Here is a 17,377-nt window from a genome sequence, read left to right on the forward strand (position 1 = left end):
AATCGCTCCTTACGCTTTCTCGATGTTGACCAGAAACGCTTTGTACTCCGGCGTTTGCGAGTTGGAATCGCCGACGTTCGGCGTCAGGGTATTAGCGATGTAGCCTTTCTGCGCCACCCCTTCAAAGCCCCAGTGCAGCGGGATGCCGACGGTTTCCACCTGCTGGCCGTGCACGTTCAGCGATTGCAGGCGGCGGGTGACCACCGCCACCGCGCGGATAAAGCCGCGCTTGCTGCTCACCTTCACGCGATCGCCGTTGGCAATGCCTTTCGCCTTCGCCAGCGTTTCGCTTATCTCCACAAACTGTTCCGGCTGCGCGATGGCGTTCAGCCGCGCGTGCTTGGTCCAGGTATGGAAATGCTCGGTCAGGCGGTAGGTCGTCCCCACGTACGGAAATTTGTCCTTTTTGCCCAGACGCAGCGCGTCGTCTTCGTAGATACGCACCACCGGACTGGAGACCACGTTCGGGTGCAGCGGATTTGTCCCCAGCGGCGTTTCCATCGGCTCGTAGTGCTCCGGGAATGGCCCTTCCGCCAGCTTGTTGAGCGCAAACAAACGCCCCAGCCCTTCCGGCTGCATGATAAACGGCCCGGTGTTGCTGCCCGGTGCGGCGGTGCTGTAGTCCGGGATATCGTTCCCCGTCCATTTCGCCCCGTTCCACTGGATCAGCATGCGCTTCGGATCCCACGGCTTGCCGTTGATGTCCGCCGACGCGCGGTTGTACAGCACGCGACGGTTCAGCGGCCACGCCCATGCCCAGCCCAGGGTATTGCCCAGACCTGACGGATCGGCGTTATCGCGGTTGGCCATCTGGTTACCCTGCTCGGTCCAGCTACCGGTGTAGATCCAGCAGGACGATGCCGTGGTGCCGTCGTCGCGCAGCAGCGCGAAGCTGTTCAGCAGTTGGCCCTTTTTCGCCACCAGATTGCCGCTCGCGTCATACAGATCCGCCAGCGCCACGCCGTTGTTCTCTTTCGCGACTTCTTCAGACTCGGGACGATCCGGCTGCTTGTAGCGCCAGCTCATCTTCAGCAGCGGCTCCGCGCCTTTGCCGCCTTCGGTGCGATACATTTCGCGCAGGCGGTGGTAGATCCCGGCCAGGATCTCGCCGTCGTTGCGCGCTTCACCCGGGGCGTCCTGGCCTTTCCAGTGCCACTGCAGCCAGCGGCCGGAGTTGGCAATGGAGCCATCCTCTTCCGCAAAGCAGGTGGACGGCAGGCGGAACACTTCGGTCTGAATCAAGGCCGGATCGACATCGTTTGATTCCCCATGGTTCTGCCAGAAGGTGGAGGTCTCGGTCACCAGCGGATCGATAATGACCATGTACTTCAGCTTGCTCAGGCTGCGAACGACTTTGTTCTTGTCCGGGAAGGAGGCCACCGGGTTGAAGCCCTGGCAGATATATCCCGTGACGTCGCCCTTATCCATCATGTTGAAATACTTGATGACGTCATAAGCCTGATCCCACTTCGGCAGCCACTCAAAGCCCCAGTCGTTCTCTTTCTGCGCCGCATCGCCGTAGAAGGATTTCATCAGGCTGACGTAGAACTTCGGATAGTTGCTCCAGTAGTTCACCTGGTCCGGCAGCGTTGCTTTTGGCGTGTTCGCCGCCAGATAGCTTTGCAGATCCGTCTGCTTTTCAGACGGCAGCGTCAGGTAGCCCGGCAGGCTGGTCGAGAGCAGTCCGAGGTCGGTCAGCCCCTGAATGTTGGAGTGACCCCGCAGCGCGTTCACGCCGCCCCCGGCCATGCCCATGTTGCCGAGCAGCAGCTGGATCATCGCCATGGTGCGGATGTTCTGCGCGCCGACGGTGTGCTGCGTCCAGCCCAGCGCGTACAGGAACGTGGTGGTTCTGTCGGCAGCGCTGGTGGAGGCCAGCACCTCACACACCTTCAGGAAGTCCGCTTTCGGCGTGCCGCAGATGTTTTCCACGACGTCCGGCGTATAGCGGGAAACATGCTGTTTCAGCAGGTTCCACACGCAGCGCGGATGCGTCAGGGTTTCATCCCGCATCGCATAGCCGTTTTCATCGAACTGATAGTTCCAGGACGTTTTATCGTACTGGCGTTTTTCGGCGTCATAGCCGCTAAACAGTCCGTCATCGAAGGCAAAGTCATCCCGCACCAGCAGGTTGGCGTTGGTGTAGTGCTTAACGTATTCCGCGTTAATTTTGTTGTTTTCGATCAGGTACAGCAGCACACCGGACAGGAACGTAATGTCCGTACCGGAGCGGATTGGCGCATAGATATCGGCCACTGATGCCGTACGCGTAAAGCGCGGATCGACGACAATAAGCGTCGCATCATTGTTGTTTTTCGCTTCCATCACCCAGCGGAACCCCACCGGATGGGCTTCAGCGGCGTTACCGCCCATCACCACCACGACGTTCGCGTTTTTGATATCAACCCAGTGGTTGGTCATCGCACCGCGACCAAATGTTGGAGCAAGACTTGCTACCGTTGGTCCGTGTCAGACGCGCGCCTGGTTGTCTACCGCCAGCATGCCGAGAGAGCGCACAAATTTTTGCGTCAGCATGCCGGTTTCATTACTGGCGGCCGAGGCACATAACATGCCGGTGGTCAGCCAGCGGTTGACCGTCACGCCCTGCGCGTTCTTTTCAATAAAGTTGGCGTCGCGGTCGGCTTTCATTAATTTTGCAATACGGGAGAAGGCCTCATCCCAGGAGATACGCTGCCATTTATCAGAACCCGGCGCGCGGTATTCCGGGTAGCGCAGGCGGTTTTCGCTGTGAACGTAGTCCAGCAGCCCCGCCCCTTTCGGGCAAAGCGCCCCGCGGCTCACCGGATGATCCGGATCCCCTTCAATGTGATAAATCGCTTCTCTGGCGTTCTTCGCGCCATCGCCCAGGCTATACATTAAAAGCCCACAACCCACGGAGCAGTATGTGCAGGTGTTACGGATCTCTTTCGCGCGCAGCAGCTTATAGTTGCGTGCCTGAGCCAGCGCCATTTTGGGAGCAAATCCCAGCATTGCGGCTGTTGTTCCGGCCATACCGCCCGCGCAGATTTTAAAAAATTGTCTGCGGCTGACGTCCATTGTTGTCCTCGTTATCTGAAAAGACTTCGCGCCGCAAACTAACAGCAAAGCCCCTGATTTTTTTGCGTCAAATCAAGGTCATCTGTCTTCCCCCCCTTAATAGTCACCCCCGCAATATTTCATTACCCCTTTTTGATTAACGGCTTAAGAGAATAATTCACGACAGCGACAGGCGTAATGCGATACATTTTTCCTTTGATTTTTATTGCGATGGCGAAGTAATGGACAGAAAGAGAGCAACGCTTATTGGGCTGGCGGCGATATTGTTATGGAGCACCATGGTCGGCCTTATTCGCAGCGTGAGTGAGGGACTGGGGCCGGTAGGCGGTGCGGCGATGATCTATACCCTCAGCGGATTGCTGTGCCTGGTGACGGTAGGATTTCCTGATATCAGACGGTTCTCGCCGCGGTATCTTATTGCGGGCAGCGTTTTATTTGTCAGCTACGAAATATGCCTGGCGCTGTCGTTGGGCTATGCCGTTACGCGCGCGCAGGCGATTGAAGTCGGTATGGTGAATTACCTCTGGCCGAGCCTGACGATCGTATTTGCGATTTTGTTCAACGGGCAAAAATCGACCCTGTGGGTGATCCCAGGCCTGGTCATTTCGCTGCTGGGCGTCTGCTGGGTATTGGGCGGCGAAGAAGGATTACACCTTGAAGAAATAACCCGCAATGTCGTTTCCAGCCCTCTCAGCTATGCGCTGGCGTTTGCCGGGGCCTTTATCTGGGCCGCCTACTGCACGGTCACCAGCAAATTTGCGAAAGGACAAAACGGCATCACCCTGTTTGTCTTGCTGACCGCGCTAAGTCTGTGGGTGAAATATGCCCTGAGCGATCAGCCCGACATGGTGTTTACCCTCCCGGTGGTGGTGAAGCTCGTTATGTGCGGCATTGCGCTTGGGTTTGGTTACGCCGCATGGAATATTGGTATCCTTCACGGTAACGTCACGGTGCTGGCTGCCGTGTCCTATTTTACCCCCGTCCTCTCTGCTGCGCTTGCTGCCGCAGTGTTAAGCTCCCCCCTTTCATTCTCGTTCTGGCAAGGCGCGCTGATGGTCTGCGCCGGGTCGTTGCTCTGCTGGTACGCAACGCGAAAATAAGGTTTTCTTCCGTGGCCGGGGGAATTTCAACCCGGCAACATAATTAACATAAATTTAAAATGTGATCGCACTTCAGAATATTTATCCTGATAACAGGCAGTCTGTTTAAATTCGGTTTATATTTGCTGTTATCTGTAAAGCCCCCTGAAAGGAATTGACATAAACTGACAACGGAATGAAATTAGTCAACCATCAATATTAACGCCATGGATAGCCATGACTGCAATAATTCAGATCTGACACATTTGTGGAAATATGCGGAATAGCCGTCAAACATTCAGACCAACCCACTGCTTTTAAAGAAAAATAGCAATAGAACCCGCCTCAACCCCTCGAATATACCGAAATCTAACGCACGATACCAAAACCTTCAGAAATTATAGCAACAGCAATAATCCCACGCATTAAATACATATTAATCGTATAAATTCCGGTCATATTGTTTAAATATCACCCTTCCCACACGATCGAGATCACACTAATTGAAATTATCTCTAATATTTTGAAACTTATTATTGAAATAAGACTACGAGATTTTTAAGAATAGCATGCCATTTACGAACAGCCTCGTTTAGAAATCGTTCAGAGTGGTTCAGGAAATACCCAAAAAAATTATAAGGAACATTTAAGATGAAACTTAAATTAGTTGCAGTGGCAGTCACTTCCATGCTGGCAGCAGGCGTTGTTAACGCTGCCGAAATTTACAACAAAGACGGTAACAAGCTGGATCTGTACGGTAAAGTGACAGGTCTGCACTATTTCTCTGATGACGCTGGCGCAGATGGCGATAAAACCTACATGCGTATCGGCTTCAAGGGTGAAACCCAGGTTAACGATCAGCTGTCCGGTTACGGCCAGTGGGAATACCAGATTCAGGGCAACAAAGACGAAGGCGACAACCAGTCCTGGACGCGTGTGGCGTTTGCAGGTCTGAAATTCGCGGAAGCAGGTTCATTCGATTACGGTCGTAACTACGGCGTGATTTACGACGTGACCTCCTGGACCGACGTGCTGCCAGAATTCGGCGGTGACACCTATGGTGCCGACAACTTCCTGCAGTCTCGTGCTAACGGCGTGGCAACCTACCGTAACCAGGACTTCTTCGGTCTGGTTGATGGCCTGAACTTTGCTCTGCAGTATCAGGGTAAAAACGGCAGCGTAAGCGGTGAAAACACCAGCGGCCGCAGCCTGCTGAACCAGAACGGTGACGGCTATGGCGCATCCCTGACTTACGATCTGGGCGAAGGCTTCAGCGTAGGTGGTGCAATGTCCTCTTCCCGTCGTACCGCTGACCAAAATGCGGCTGGCGTATACGGTGAAGGCGACCGCGCAGAAGTGTATAGCGGTGGTGTGAAATACGACGCGAACAACGTTTACCTCGCGGCGCAGTACTCTCAGACCTATAACGCAACCCGCTTCGGTACTTCTAACAACAAGCGTACCGACATCTACGGCTTTGCAAACAAGGCGCAAAACTTCGAAGTTGTGGCTCAGTATCAGTTCGACTTTGGCCTGCGTCCATCCATCGCTTACCTGCAGTCTAAAGGCAAAGACATCGAAAACTTCGGCGACCAGGATCTGGTTAAATACATCGATGTTGGCACGACCTATTATTTTAACAAAAACATGTCCACCTACGTGGATTACAAAATCAACCTGCTCGACGACAACAAGTTCACTCGCCAGGCAGGCATCGGTACCGACAACATCGTGGCGCTGGGTCTGACCTACCAGTTCTAAACCTTGTCTGTCCAAAAGCCAGCTGAACAAGCTGGCTTTTTTTATCGCCCTCTTTTACCCGACGGACGACTCCCCGCCCGCCGCCCGACGCAGCCAGGTTTGCAGCAGCTTGCCGTCCTCGGTCATCTCTGAATCTGAACGCACGCAGAGGTAATAATCGCGTCCGTCATCAATCGGTAGGTCAAATATCTTCACCAGCTCGCCGCTCTCAAGATACGGCGCAATCAGCGGCTCACGCATTAGCGCACAGCCCAGACCAGCCTGTACGCCCGCCAGCGTCAACAGTCCGTCTTCAAACAGCGGGCCGCTGCGCCGGAGAGGACGTTTTACCCCCTGCAACAAAAACCACTGCGTCCAGCTCGTACGTTCTTCATCGTGCAGGAGCGGCATTTGCAGCAACTGCTCAGGCGTATCGATATGGCCATGAATGCGTAAAAACGCACGGCTGCACACGGGCACCATCTGACCGGAAATCAGCTTTTCACTCTGATAGCCCGCCCACTGCCCGTTGCCAAAACGAATCGACATATCCGACGCGTCGCTCAGATAGTTACGGTGGTTGGCATATACCACGTTGATCTCGGTTTGGGGATTGGCGCGCATAAACGCAGGCAAACGTGGGATAAACCACCCCATACCAAACAGCGGGATTAGGCTGATGGTGACCTGACGCGTTTGCGCCTGCTCCGCCAGATGCTCCGTCGCCTGGCGCAGCACGTTAAACGCCGCACGGATCGAGCGGTAATATTCCCGCCCGTGCTGGCTCAGCACCAGCCTGCGCCCCTGACGTTCCGTGAGCGGCATTTGCAGGTATCCTTCGAGCACCTTGAGCTGATGGCTGACGGCCGACGGAGAGATATTCAGCTCCTGTGCGGCCAGCGTGACGCTGCCCAGCCGGGCGATGGCCTCAAAGGCACGTACGGCCCGAAGCGGCGGATCGTTTGCCAGGCGGCTTTCTGCATACGCCGCCAGATTCGCCAATTGTTCTGTTTTATTCATATGTTGATTTCTTTAGGCTTCTCACCCAAAAGCAGGCATAAACTATTTTCATATAAATCATAAAGATAAAACAATATTTATTTATCATAAGAAATAATAGATGCGTATTTTACAATTTAATTCATTTATTGGATGGTAGCCGCAGAACGAGCACTTTTCGGGTACAGACGTTGGATACACTCATACAACAACTGATCAACGGTGTGATGCTGGGAAGCATCTACGCGCTGATCGCGCTGGGCTATACCATGGTGTATGGCATTTTGCGCATTATTAACTTTGCCCACGGCGATATTCTGATGGTCGGCGCGCTCACCACGCTCTCCGCCATGAACGCTCTGAACACCACCTTCCCGCATATGCCGCTGCTGTTGCAGCTTGGCATTGCCCTGGTGATTGCCATGGCCGTTTGTGCCCTGCTGGCGATGGCCGTGGAACGCTTTGCCTACCGTCGACTGCGCAACGCCCCGCGGCTCGCACCGCTGATCTCGGGTATCGGCGTCTCCGTCCTGCTGCAAACCGTGGCGATGATTATCTGGACACGCAACCCGCTGATGTTCCCGCAGATCCTGCCCATGGATCCGATTGCCGTGACGTCTGGAAGTGAAACGCACCCGCCCGCCATCGTGACCGTTACCGGAATTGTCACCGTGGCGCTGGCGCTAGCTGTGATGACCGGCCTGTGGCTGCTGGTGGAATACACCCGTCTGGGGCGCGGCATGCGCGCCGTGGCGGAAAACCCACGCGTGGCCACGCTGATGGGGGTTAACCCAAACGCCATCATCACCCTGACGTTTGCGATTGGCGGGGCGTTTGCCGCGCTGGCAGGCGTGATGATGGCCAGCAACTACGGTAACGCCAGCTTCTCGATGGGCTTTTTGCCCGGGATCAAGGCCTTTACCGCCGCCGTGCTGGGGGGCATTGGTAACATTCGTGGCGCCATGATTGGCGGCATCCTGCTCGGCATTATCGAAGCGCTGGGCGCAGGTTACCTCGGTGAACTGACCCATGGCGTATTTGGCAGCAACTATCAGGATGTCTTTGCCTTTATGGTGCTGATCCTGGTGTTGGTCTTCCGTCCGGCTGGCCTGCTGGGCGAGCGCGTGGCGCACAGGGCGTAAGGAATACCATGACAACACTTCAACTCCAGACCCCGGCGACGACACGCAAATTCTGGTCAGGCATGAGCCTGTTCTGCCTTGCGCTGCTGATTGCTCCCGTGGTGGCCACGCAGCTTGGCGGCAACTACTGGGTGCGCGTCATCGACTTCGCTCTGCTCTACATCATGCTGGCGCTCGGGCTTAATATTGTGGTCGGCTATACCGGCCTGCTGGACATGGGCTTTATCGCCTTTTACGCGGTCGGCGCCTACCTCGCGGCACTGATGGCCTCCCCACACCTGCTGGAGGTGTTTCCGATCCTCGGCGTCTGGTTCCCGGACGGGCTACACACCTCGTATCTGCTCATTATTCCGCTGGCCGCCCTCGTCGCGGCAGTCTGCGGGATTTTACTCGGTGCTCCTACGCTCAAGCTGCGCGGGGACTACCTGGCGATAGTGACCCTCGGCTTTGGCGAAATTATCCGCATCCTGATGCGTAACCTCGACCGTCCGGTAAACATTACCAACGGCGCAAAGGGCATTACCGGGGTGGATACGCTGAACCTGTTCGGCCTGAAGTTCAGCGGCGTATACCACTGGTTTGGTTTCAAAGTGCCTGCCCTGTGGCTGTGGTACTACCTGCTGATGCTGGTCATTGTGGCGATTATTTTTGTCTGCCTGCGCCTGCAGCATTCCCGCATTGGTCGCGCCTGGCACGCCATCCGCGAGGATGAAGATGTGGCGCGCGCGATGGGCATCAACGTGCGTAACTATAAACTGCTCGCCTTTGCGATGGGCGCCTCCTTTGGCGGCGTGGCGGGTGCGCTTTTCGGCGCGTTTCAGGGCTTTGTCTCCCCGGAATCCTTCACGTTACAGGAATCGATTGCCGTACTGGCAATGGTGGTGCTGGGCGGCATGGGGCACATTCCGGGCGTGATCCTGGGCGCGGTACTGCTGACCGCCCTGCCGGAACTGCTGCGCAGCCAGGCAGCGCCGGTTCAGCAGGCGCTGTTCGGTACGGTGCTGATTGACCCGGAAGTGCTGCGCCAGCTCTTTTACGGTCTGGCACTGGTGCTGGTCATGCTGGTACGCCCGTCCGGGATCTGGCCGGTACGCCACAAGGAGGCGAAGGCATGAGCCTGTTAACCGTACGCAACATGACAAAACGCTTCGGCGGCCTTACCGCTGTAGATGACGTTTCCTTAACCGTGAACAAAGGCGAGATCTACGGGCTGATCGGCCCCAACGGCGCGGGAAAAACCACCTGCTTTAACCTCATCACCGGCCTTTATCCGGCGGACAGCGGCGAGTTTTCGATAGCGGATAAGCCCTATTTCCCAAAACACATAGAGAAAGTGACCGCCGCCGGGATTGCGCGCACCTTCCAGAACGTGCGCCTCTTCAACGACATGTCGGTACTGGAAAACGTGATGGTGGGCCGCCACGTGCGCACCCGTAACGGCCTGTGGGCCGCGCTGAGCCGCCACAAACGCGCCCGTGAGGAAGAGAAACAGACCCGCGAACTGGCCTGGCACTGGCTGGACTATACCGGCATTGCGCAGTTCGCCCACTATCGCGCCTGCGATCTGGCCTATGGCCATCAGCGTCGCCTGGAAATCGCCCGCGCGCTGGCAACAGATCCGCTGCTGCTGGCGCTGGACGAACCCGCCGCCGGGATGAACGCGGCGGAAAAAGTGGCGCTCGGCGAGCTGCTCATCCGCATCCGCGATCACGGCAAAACCCTGCTGATGATTGAACATGACGTCAAGCTGGTGATGGGCATCTGCGACCGTCTGACGGTCCTTGATTACGGCAAAACGCTTGCCAGCGGCACGCCGGAAAACGTGCGGCGCGACCCGGCAGTGATCGCCGCCTGGCTTGGAGGCAACGCCCATGTCTGAATTACTGAAGGTAGAACGTCTGGACGTGCATTACGGCGGCATTCAGGCCGTACGCGACGTCTCCTTTACCCTGCGCGAGGGCGAACAGGCTACGCTGATCGGCGCGAACGGCGCGGGGAAAAGCTCCACCGTACGCGCCATTACCGGGCTGGAAAGCTTTAGCGGCAGTATTGAATTCAGCGGTAAAGCGGTGCGTAAACAGAGCCCGGAGACCCTGCTTCGCGACGGACTGGTGATGGTCCCGGAGGGCCGCGGGATCTTCTCCCGCATGACGGTACTGGAAAACCTGCAGATGGGCGCCTGGCTAAGGCGTGACACTGTCACCGTTAAACGCGAGATGAACGAGATATTCGAGCGCTTCCCGCGTCTGGGCGAACGCCAGCATCAGCTTGCCGGGCTGTTGTCCGGCGGTGAGCAACAGCTGCTGGCCCTTAACCGCGCCCTGCTCAGCCGCCCACGTCTGCTGATCCTCGACGAGCCCTCGATGGGCCTTGCCCCGAAAATGGTCGAGAACATTTTTGCCGTGATCGCCGGGCTGCGTGAGCGCGGTGTCGCCCTGCTGCTTATTGAACAAAACGCCCGGCTCGCGCTGGAAGTGACCGACAGCGCGTGGGTGATGGACAGCGGCAGCATTGTTCATCATGGCGAATCGACTGCACTGCTTAACGACGATCAGATTGCACAGATTTATTTGGGCGAAATGCCCGTTTAACCAGACCAGCCAACATCAGGGAAATACAATGAAAACAGTAAAAATCAGTGCGCTCAGCGCCGCTATTCTCCTCGGCAGCTTTGCCTCGACGGCCACGTGGGCCGCTGACAGCGAAACCGTGGTCATCGGTCTGGCGGGGCCGCTGACCGGCCCATCTGCCCGTATCGGGAAAGATCTGGAGAACGGCGCGCAGCTGGCCATTGACGATATTAACAAGCAGCACCCGACCATCGGCGGCAAAGCGGTCACCTTCAAACTGCAGTCCGAAGACGATCAGTCCGACCCGCGCACCGCCGTGGCCGTCGCGCAGCGTCTGGTGGACAGCGATGTGGCGGGCGTGGTCGGCCACTGGAACACCGGCACCAGCATTCCTGCGGCCCGCATTTATCACGATGCAGGCATCGTCCAGGTGGCACCGGTCGCGACCGGTCACGCCTATACGCAACAAGGTTTTGATACCAGCTTCCGCGTGATGGGACACGACGATGACGGCGGCCAGCTCGCCGGTCAGTATGCGGTCAATACCCTGAATGCCAAACGCATTGCGGTGATCGACGACCGCACCGCATTTGGTCAGGGGCTTGCAGACCAGTTTGTTAAATCGCTGGAAGCCCAGGGCGTGAAAATTGTCGATCGTCAGTACGTGGATGACAAAACGGTCGATTTCAGCGCCGTACTGACCGCCATTCGCAGTAAAAACGCCGATCTGATCTTCTTCGGCGGCGTCGACAGCCAGGCCGCACCGCTGGCTCGCCGCATCAAACAGCTGGGCATGAATGCCACGCTGATGGGCGCAGGCGGATTCGTCAGCCAGACGTTCCTCAAGCTGGCGCAGAAAGAAGGCGAAGGCGTTGTGGCGCTGGAGCCGGGTCTGCCCGTTGACCAGATGCCGGGCGGAAAGGCATTCGAACAGGCCTATCAGGCCCGCTACCACACCCATATCGAACTGCACGCCCCGTTCGCCTATGACGCCACCCGCGTGCTGGTTGCGGCAATGGAAAAAGCAGACTCCGTTGAGCCCTCCGCGTATCTGCCTGCCCTGCGCGCCATCAGCTATTCCGGCGTCACCGGGCAGATCGCGTTTGATAAAGAGGGCAACCTGAAATCGCCGTCGTTCACAGTCTACAAGGTTGTCGACGGCAAATGGCAGCCGCAGACCGTGCTGGGCGGCGCAAAAGCGAAGTAACGCAGCGAGGCAATGTGATGAGTGATAATAACGAGCTGGGCATTCTCGCCCGCCGCAAAATTGAAGCCGAAATTATTAAGCCAATTTATGAAATCCTGGTGCGCGAGATAGGAAAAGCCCGCGCCCAGGCGGTGATTGGCGAGGCCATTGAGCAGGCCGCGATTGACGCTGGCAAAGCGTTTGCCAGCAAAGAACCCAACGGCGCGAACATCAAGAGCTTTATCGCCCTGCAGTATCTGTGGGAGAAAGATAACGCCCTGGACGTGAAGGTGATCGACGCCGACGACCAGCAGTACAACTACAACGTGACCCGCTGTCGCTACGCGGAGATGTACCACGAGATGGGTCTGGGCGAGATTGGTCACCTGCTCTCCTGCGCGCGCGATGAAAAATTCATCGTTGGCTATGCGCCGGACGTTGAGCTAACCCGCACCACCACCATTATGCAGGGCGGTGCGTGCTGTGATTTCCGCTACCGCAGCAGCAAGGACAAGCCATGATCCGCGTCAACGCCGAACGTTTGTGGTCAACGCTTGAGATGATGGCGCAGATCGGCGGCACGCCCGCCGGTGGCGTCACCCGTCTGGCATTAAGCGAGGAAGATCGTGTTGCGCGTAACCTGCTGCGCGACTGGGCGCTGGACGCCGGTTTTACCTGTGACGTCGACAGCATGGGCAATATGTTTGTCCGCCGCGCGGGAAAAAAACCGCAGCTTGCCCCGGTCATGACCGGTTCACACGTGGATACCCAGCCGCTGGGGGGAAACTACGACGGGGTTTACGGCGTGCTGGCCGGGCTCGAGCTGCTGCGTACCCTCAATGACCATCACGTTGAGACGGAGCGTGACATCGTGCTGGTTAACTGGACCAACGAAGAAGGCGCGCGCTTCGCACCAGCCATGCTTGCTTCAGGGGTCTGGACGGGGCAGTTTAGCGAAGCGTACGCCCATGCCCGCGCCGATCACGATGGCATCACCGTGGGTGAAGCGCTGGATAGCATTGGCTACCGGGGTGAAGCCCCTGCCCGCGCGTTTCCGGTTCACGCCTGCTACGAGCTGCACATCGAACAGGGACCAATTCTGGAAGACGAAGCCCTGGATATAGGGCTCGTCCGCGCGGCAATGGGCCAGCGCTGGTTTACCCTGACGCTGGACGGATTTGCCGCCCACGCGGGCACCACGCCGATGCACAGCCGCCGCGACGCGCTGACCGCCTTCGCGGAGCTGGCGCTGAAGGTGGAAGAAATTGGCTATCGGCATGCGCCGGACGGACGCGCGACGATCGGTATGGCGCAGGTTACGCCAAACTCGCGCAACGTCGTGCCGTCTCGCGTGGTATGCAGCGTGGAGTTTCGCCATCCGGCGCAGGCGGCACTGGAAGCCATGGAGGCAGCGCTGCATAAGGTGGCTGAAAGCCTGAGCCTGCGCGGCGTGTCGGCTATCGTTGAGCGCATTTTTGACTACGCGCCCATCGCGTTTGATGCCAAATGTCTGGCTCACACGGAGAAGGCGGTGGCAGAACTGGGCTATTCGTCGAAACCGATGGTCTCAGGTGCGGGACATGACGCCTGCTATGTCAGCAACATTGCCCCTGCCAGCATGATCTTTATCCCCTGCGTGAAAGGCATCAGCCATAACGAAGCGGAAAGGATCCTGCCGGAGTGGTCGGAAAAAGGGGCGAACGTGCTGTTGCACAGCGTGTTGGCCGCGGCCCAGGAAAAATAAACCGTGTGGCGCGGCTCGGACAACAGCGCCCGTAGGCCCGGTAAGCGCAGCGCCACCGGGCGTGTTTTACCCCTTCGGCACCTTCGCCAGGCTGAACCAGATCCCCACTGCCAACAACAGCAGCATGCCGCCCGCACTGCCCAGCGCCACGCTGTGGGAGGTAATAAACGCACTTTTCGCCGCCTCAATCACCGGCTCCGCCAGGGACGGCGTCAGATCCTGCGCCACCTTCATCGCTTCCCCAATCGATGACGAGGCTTTATCGATGAGCGAGGCATTCAGCCCCTGCGGCAGGTCAATCGACGCCGAGAAGCTGCGGGTCAACAGCAGACCAAAAATGGCGATCCCCAGCCCGGCCCCCAGCTCATAGGACATGGTTTCAATCGCCCCTGCGGCGGCGGCTTTCTCCTTCGGCGCGGCAGCCATAATGGCGGAAGTCGAGGCCAGCAGCGCGCTGGCGGCACTGAAGCCGAGCAGCACCATCAGCCCCCACGCCTGCCACTGCTGCGTGCTGAAGTCGAGCGTCGACAGGCCGATAAAGCTGACGGCGCTGAGCCCCATGCCGCCGGCCGCGACGATGCGTAGCCCTAATCGCCCAACCAGCACGCCCGCGATCGGCCCGCTGAACCCGCTGGCGACCATCACCGGCAGCATAAACATGCCCGCTTCAAACGGCGTAAAGCCGTGAACAAACTGCAGCTCCTGGGCCATCAGCAGCTCAAACCCGACCAGGGCAATCATGGCGGTCATCGCCATCACCACGCCGCTCAGAATAATGCGATGGCAGAAGAGACGCATATCGATCATCGGTACGCGGGCACGAAGCTGAATACGCACAAAGATAAACAACAGCACCGAGCCGGTAACCAGCGCGGCGGCCACCAGCCACGGCGACAGTACGCCCTTTAGCGCGGTTTTGGCGCTGTAGACCAGCAGCAAAATCGCCACAATCAGCATGATGGCATGGCTGATATTCAGCGGCTGCTCCGGGCGGCCCTGCTGACGGGGCACAAAACGCGCCGCCAGCGACACCACCACCAGCACGATCGGCACGTTGATTAAAAACACCGATCCCCAGTAAAAATGCTCCAGCAGCATACCGCCAATCAGCGGGCCAAACGCCGCCCCGCCGGAACCGACCGCCGCCCAGACGCCGAGCGCGATGTTGCGATCTTTCGCGTCGGTAAAAAGCGTGCGGATCCCTGCCAGGGTGGCCGGAATAATCATCGCAGCACCAATCGCCAGCGAGGCGCGCGCCGCGATCAGCCATCCTGCTGAGGGGGCAAACGCAGCCGCCAGCGATGACAGGCCAAACAGCGTACTGCCGATCATCAACAGCCGTTTAAAACCGATGCGGTCACCCAGGGCGCCCATCGGCAGCACCATCCCCGCCATCACCAGCGAGTAGATATCGATGATCCACAATAATTCGTTACCGCTGGCGCCCAGCGTCATGCTCAATGTTGGCGCCGCCACGTGCAGCACCGTCGCGTCAATCGCGACCGGGATATACACCAGCACGATAATCACTAACGCTAACCACTGACGAAACATAAATTTCCTTTTCATTTTAAACCTGGACACATGTCCAGATTGCGATCCTACGTAAAGTTGAACGCGTGTCCAGCTTTTTGTTACACTCGTTTCGTTCCCATTGAGAGTGAGTAAAGATGCGATATCTGAGCAAGGATGAACGGCGCGAAGCCATCTTACAGGCCGCCATGCGCGTGGCGCTGGCCGAAGGACTGGCGGCAATGACGGTACGCCGCGTTGCGGCTGAAGCCGGCGTCGCGACCGGACAGGTTCACCATCATTTTACCTCCGGCGGGGAGTTAAAATCGCTGGCCTTCGTACGGTTAATCCGCGAACTGCTGGATGCGGATGTTGCGGGTGAACAGGCCGGATGGCGGGAACAGCTTCATGCCATGCTCGGCAGCGATGACGGCAGGTTCGAGCCTTATATTCGTCTTTGGCGTGAAGCGCAGATCCTGGCCAGCCGTGATGCCGACATTAAGGGTGCCTATGTAATGACCATGGAGATGTGGCATCAGGAGACCGTGGCGATTATCCGTGCCGGGGCGGAGGCTAACGCCTTTACGCTTACCGATCGCGCCGAAAGTATCGCCTGGCGGTTGATCGGGCTGGTTTGCGGGCTTGATGGGATCACCACGTTAAATATGCCCGAAATGGACGATGTGGCGTTTAATAAGCATCTCGATAAACTGATTTCCCTCGAATTATGTTAATACTCCTGAAGGCGTATTCATAACCTTCGGGCTTACAATTAGTAACATATTAAGCGAACCCTTATTTCCTTTCTAAACTCAGGGGTTCGTTTTTTTATCTATCCTTTCAGATGTATCCAAAAACATCCAATAAACCCAGCCACACCTTCTAGATCATCTTTTTGTTTTCACTGCTTTTTTCTCTTCATTAAGGTAAGCAAGAGGGCGATATGTCGCAACAAAGTGAAAAGAACAATCAGCATCTGTTGAGCAACTGGAAACCCGAAAACACGCAATTTTGGGAGAATAAAGGGAAACATATCGCACGAAGAAACCTATGGATTTCTGTGGCTTGCCTGCTATTAGCGTTTTGCGTATGGATGTTATTTAGCGCTATTGCCGTGAACCTGAATAAAGTCGGATTTAATTTCACCACCGATCAACTTTTTATGCTAACGGCATTACCTTCTCTCTCCGGCGCGATATTGCGCGTTCCCTATTCGTTTATGGTACCAATATTTGGCGGACGAAACTGGACGGTATTGAGTACCGTCATCCTGATTATTCCCTGCGTCTGGCTGGGAATTGCCATTCAGACCACCGCGACGCCTTACTGGATCTTTATCGTGATTGCCCTGCTCTGCGGCTTTGCAGGCGCCAACTTTGCCTCCAGCATGGGCAACATCAGCTTCTTCTTCCCCAAGGCAAAACAGGGTAGCGCGCTCGGTATTAACGGCGGGCTCGGCAACCTGGGCGTCAGCGTGATGCAGTTGGTCGCGCCGCTGGTGATCTTCCTGCCGATGTTTACCTTCCTGGGCGTGGAGGGCGTACCGCAAGATGACGGTTCCACCCTGTGGCTGGCAAATGCTGCCTGGATATGGGCTCCGCTTCTGTTGCTGGCCACTCTTGCGGCCTTCTTTGGGATGAACGATATCGCCAGCTCCAAGGCCTCTATCGCCAGCCAGCTCCCGGTGCTGAAGCGCTTTCACCTCTGGCTGCTGAGCCTGCTCTATCTGGCGACCTTCGGCTCGTTTATCGGCTTCTCGGCAGGCTTTGCCATGCTGTCAAAAACTCAGTTTCCGGACGTCAACATCCTGCACCTCGCCTTCTTTGGCCCTCTAATCGGTGCGCTGGCGCGTTCAGCGGGCGGAATGATCTCTGACAAACTGGGCGGCGTACGGGTCACGCTGATTAACTTCGTCTTTATGGCCCTCTTTAGTGCCCTGCTCTTCCTGACGCTGCCCGGCTCTGGCTCCGGCAGCTTTGTCGCGTTCTATCTGGTCTTTATGGGGCTCTTCCTCACCGCCGGGCTCGGCAGCGGATCCACCTTTCAGATGATCGCGATTATTTTCCGCCAAATCACGCTCGACCGCGTCAAAAAGCAGGGCGGCACGGACGAGCAGGCGCAACACGAAGCGGTGACGGAGACCGCCGCCGCGCTGGGCTTTATCTCCGCTATCGGCGCCGTTGGCGGGTTCTTCATTCCTAAAGCCTTTGGCACCTCGCTGGCGATGACCGGATCGCCGGTCGGCGCCATGAAGGTGTTCCTCGTGTTTTACATTGTCTGCGTGCTTGTTACCTGGCTGGTGTATGGCCGCAAATCCGCAAAAAAAGAATAACTACACGTCCGAAGCA

General features: G+C 57.2%; 14 protein-coding genes. 11 read left to right on the forward strand and 3 right to left on the reverse strand.

Annotated features, from left to right (window positions below; genetic code table 11):
• Positions 1-9: 9 nt before the first annotated feature.
• Complete coding sequence (fdnG, locus tag ABFV38_RS11625) at positions 10-3,057, reverse strand: formate dehydrogenase-N subunit alpha (RefSeq protein WP_348957289.1); 3,048 nt, start codon at positions 3,055-3,057, stop codon at positions 10-12.
• A 221-nt stretch (positions 3,058-3,278) separates the two neighbouring features.
• Between fdnG and yddG the strand changes: the two genes are divergently transcribed.
• Complete coding sequence (gene yddG / locus ABFV38_RS11630; RefSeq protein WP_348957290.1) at positions 3,279-4,157, forward strand: aromatic amino acid DMT transporter YddG; 879 nt, start codon at positions 3,279-3,281, stop codon at positions 4,155-4,157.
• A gap of 630 nt (positions 4,158-4,787) precedes the next feature.
• Complete coding sequence (locus ABFV38_RS11635) at positions 4,788-5,897, forward strand: porin OmpC (protein WP_032647384.1); 1,110 nt, start codon at positions 4,788-4,790, stop codon at positions 5,895-5,897.
• A 54-nt stretch (positions 5,898-5,951) separates the two neighbouring features.
• Here ABFV38_RS11635 and ABFV38_RS11640 read toward each other — a convergent pair whose 3' ends face one another.
• Entirely contained in the window at positions 5,952-6,896 is a 945-nt protein-coding gene (locus tag ABFV38_RS11640; RefSeq protein ID WP_048223352.1) for a LysR substrate-binding domain-containing protein, read from the reverse strand.
• A gap of 170 nt (positions 6,897-7,066) precedes the next feature.
• On the opposite strand from ABFV38_RS11640, the gene ABFV38_RS11645 reads away from it, so the two are divergent.
• The 7 genes from ABFV38_RS11645 to ABFV38_RS11675 are packed head-to-tail and all read left to right on the forward strand — an operon-like array spanning position 7,067 to position 13,517.
• Complete coding sequence (locus ABFV38_RS11645; RefSeq protein ID WP_348957291.1) at positions 7,067-8,017, forward strand: branched-chain amino acid ABC transporter permease; 951 nt, start codon at positions 7,067-7,069, stop codon at positions 8,015-8,017.
• A gap of 8 nt (positions 8,018-8,025) precedes the next feature.
• Positions 8,026-9,132 (forward strand): ABC transporter ATP-binding protein, encoded by a 1,107-nt coding sequence (locus ABFV38_RS11650; protein ID WP_063621767.1) that lies wholly within the window; start codon positions 8,026-8,028, stop codon positions 9,130-9,132.
• Positions 9,129-9,896, forward strand: coding sequence for an ABC transporter ATP-binding protein (locus tag ABFV38_RS11655; protein WP_348957292.1), 768 nt, complete (start codon positions 9,129-9,131; stop codon positions 9,894-9,896). The genes ABFV38_RS11650 and ABFV38_RS11655 overlap by 4 nt, the downstream gene beginning before the upstream one ends.
• Positions 9,889-10,608, forward strand: coding sequence for an ABC transporter ATP-binding protein (locus tag ABFV38_RS11660; protein WP_069719167.1), 720 nt, complete (start codon positions 9,889-9,891; stop codon positions 10,606-10,608). Before ABFV38_RS11655 ends, ABFV38_RS11660 begins: the two co-directional genes overlap by 8 nt.
• Positions 10,609-10,636: 28 nt before the next feature.
• Complete coding sequence (locus tag ABFV38_RS11665; protein WP_348957293.1) at positions 10,637-11,794, forward strand: branched-chain amino acid ABC transporter substrate-binding protein; 1,158 nt, start codon at positions 10,637-10,639, stop codon at positions 11,792-11,794.
• A gap of 17 nt (positions 11,795-11,811) precedes the next feature.
• Positions 11,812-12,294 carry an L-2-amino-thiazoline-4-carboxylic acid hydrolase gene (locus ABFV38_RS11670; protein WP_047071799.1) on the forward strand — a complete coding sequence of 161 codons (483 nt, stop codon included), beginning with the start codon at positions 11,812-11,814 and terminating at the stop codon, positions 12,292-12,294.
• A complete protein-coding gene (locus ABFV38_RS11675) occupies positions 12,291-13,517 on the forward strand; it encodes a Zn-dependent hydrolase (RefSeq protein WP_348957294.1) in 1,227 nt (408 codons plus the stop codon). The genes ABFV38_RS11670 and ABFV38_RS11675 overlap by 4 nt, the downstream gene beginning before the upstream one ends.
• Before the next feature lie 66 nt (positions 13,518-13,583).
• On the opposite strand, the gene ABFV38_RS11680 is transcribed toward ABFV38_RS11675, so the two are convergent.
• On the reverse strand, positions 13,584-15,071 hold the full coding sequence (locus tag ABFV38_RS11680) for an MFS transporter (RefSeq protein WP_348957295.1): 1,488 nt from the start codon (positions 15,069-15,071) through the stop codon (positions 13,584-13,586).
• Between the two features lie 116 nt (positions 15,072-15,187).
• On the opposite strand from ABFV38_RS11680, the gene ABFV38_RS11685 reads away from it, so the two are divergent.
• Together ABFV38_RS11685 and ABFV38_RS11690 are read left to right on the forward strand one after the other, a co-directional pair.
• On the forward strand, positions 15,188-15,763 hold the full coding sequence (locus tag ABFV38_RS11685) for a TetR family transcriptional regulator (protein WP_235403415.1): 576 nt from the start codon (positions 15,188-15,190) through the stop codon (positions 15,761-15,763).
• A 209-nt stretch (positions 15,764-15,972) separates the two neighbouring features.
• Complete coding sequence (locus ABFV38_RS11690) at positions 15,973-17,361, forward strand: NarK family nitrate/nitrite MFS transporter (protein ID WP_348957296.1); 1,389 nt, start codon at positions 15,973-15,975, stop codon at positions 17,359-17,361.
• The last annotated feature ends 16 nt before the right edge of the window (positions 17,362-17,377 follow it).

Source organism: Enterobacter cloacae complex sp. Mu1197 (genome assembly GCF_040059225.1).
Lineage (GTDB): Bacteria > Pseudomonadota > Gammaproteobacteria > Enterobacterales > Enterobacteriaceae > Enterobacter > Enterobacter quasiroggenkampii.

Bases quoted from the DNA above. Each gene is read 5' to 3' on its own strand.
- yddG (WP_348957290.1), top strand. From the start codon at position 3,279: ATGGACAGAAAGAGAGCAACGCTTATTGGGCTGGCGGCGATATTGTTA.
- ABFV38_RS11635 (WP_032647384.1), top strand. From the start codon at position 4,788: ATGAAACTTAAATTAGTTGCAGTGGCAGTCACTTCCATGCTGGCAGCA.
- ABFV38_RS11640 (WP_048223352.1), bottom strand. From the start codon at position 6,896: ATGAATAAAACAGAACAATTGGCGAATCTGGCGGCGTATGCAGAAAGC.
- ABFV38_RS11650 (WP_063621767.1), top strand. From the start codon at position 8,026: ATGACAACACTTCAACTCCAGACCCCGGCGACGACACGCAAATTCTGG.
- ABFV38_RS11655 (WP_348957292.1), top strand. From the start codon at position 9,129: ATGAGCCTGTTAACCGTACGCAACATGACAAAACGCTTCGGCGGCCTT.
- ABFV38_RS11660 (WP_069719167.1), top strand. From the start codon at position 9,889: ATGTCTGAATTACTGAAGGTAGAACGTCTGGACGTGCATTACGGCGGC.
- ABFV38_RS11665 (WP_348957293.1), top strand. From the start codon at position 10,637: ATGAAAACAGTAAAAATCAGTGCGCTCAGCGCCGCTATTCTCCTCGGC.
- ABFV38_RS11670 (WP_047071799.1), top strand. From the start codon at position 11,812: ATGAGTGATAATAACGAGCTGGGCATTCTCGCCCGCCGCAAAATTGAA.
- ABFV38_RS11675 (WP_348957294.1), top strand. From the start codon at position 12,291: ATGATCCGCGTCAACGCCGAACGTTTGTGGTCAACGCTTGAGATGATG.
- ABFV38_RS11680 (WP_348957295.1), bottom strand. From the start codon at position 15,071: ATGTTTCGTCAGTGGTTAGCGTTAGTGATTATCGTGCTGGTGTATATC.
- ABFV38_RS11685 (WP_235403415.1), top strand. From the start codon at position 15,188: ATGCGATATCTGAGCAAGGATGAACGGCGCGAAGCCATCTTACAGGCC.
- ABFV38_RS11690 (WP_348957296.1), top strand. From the start codon at position 15,973: ATGTCGCAACAAAGTGAAAAGAACAATCAGCATCTGTTGAGCAACTGG.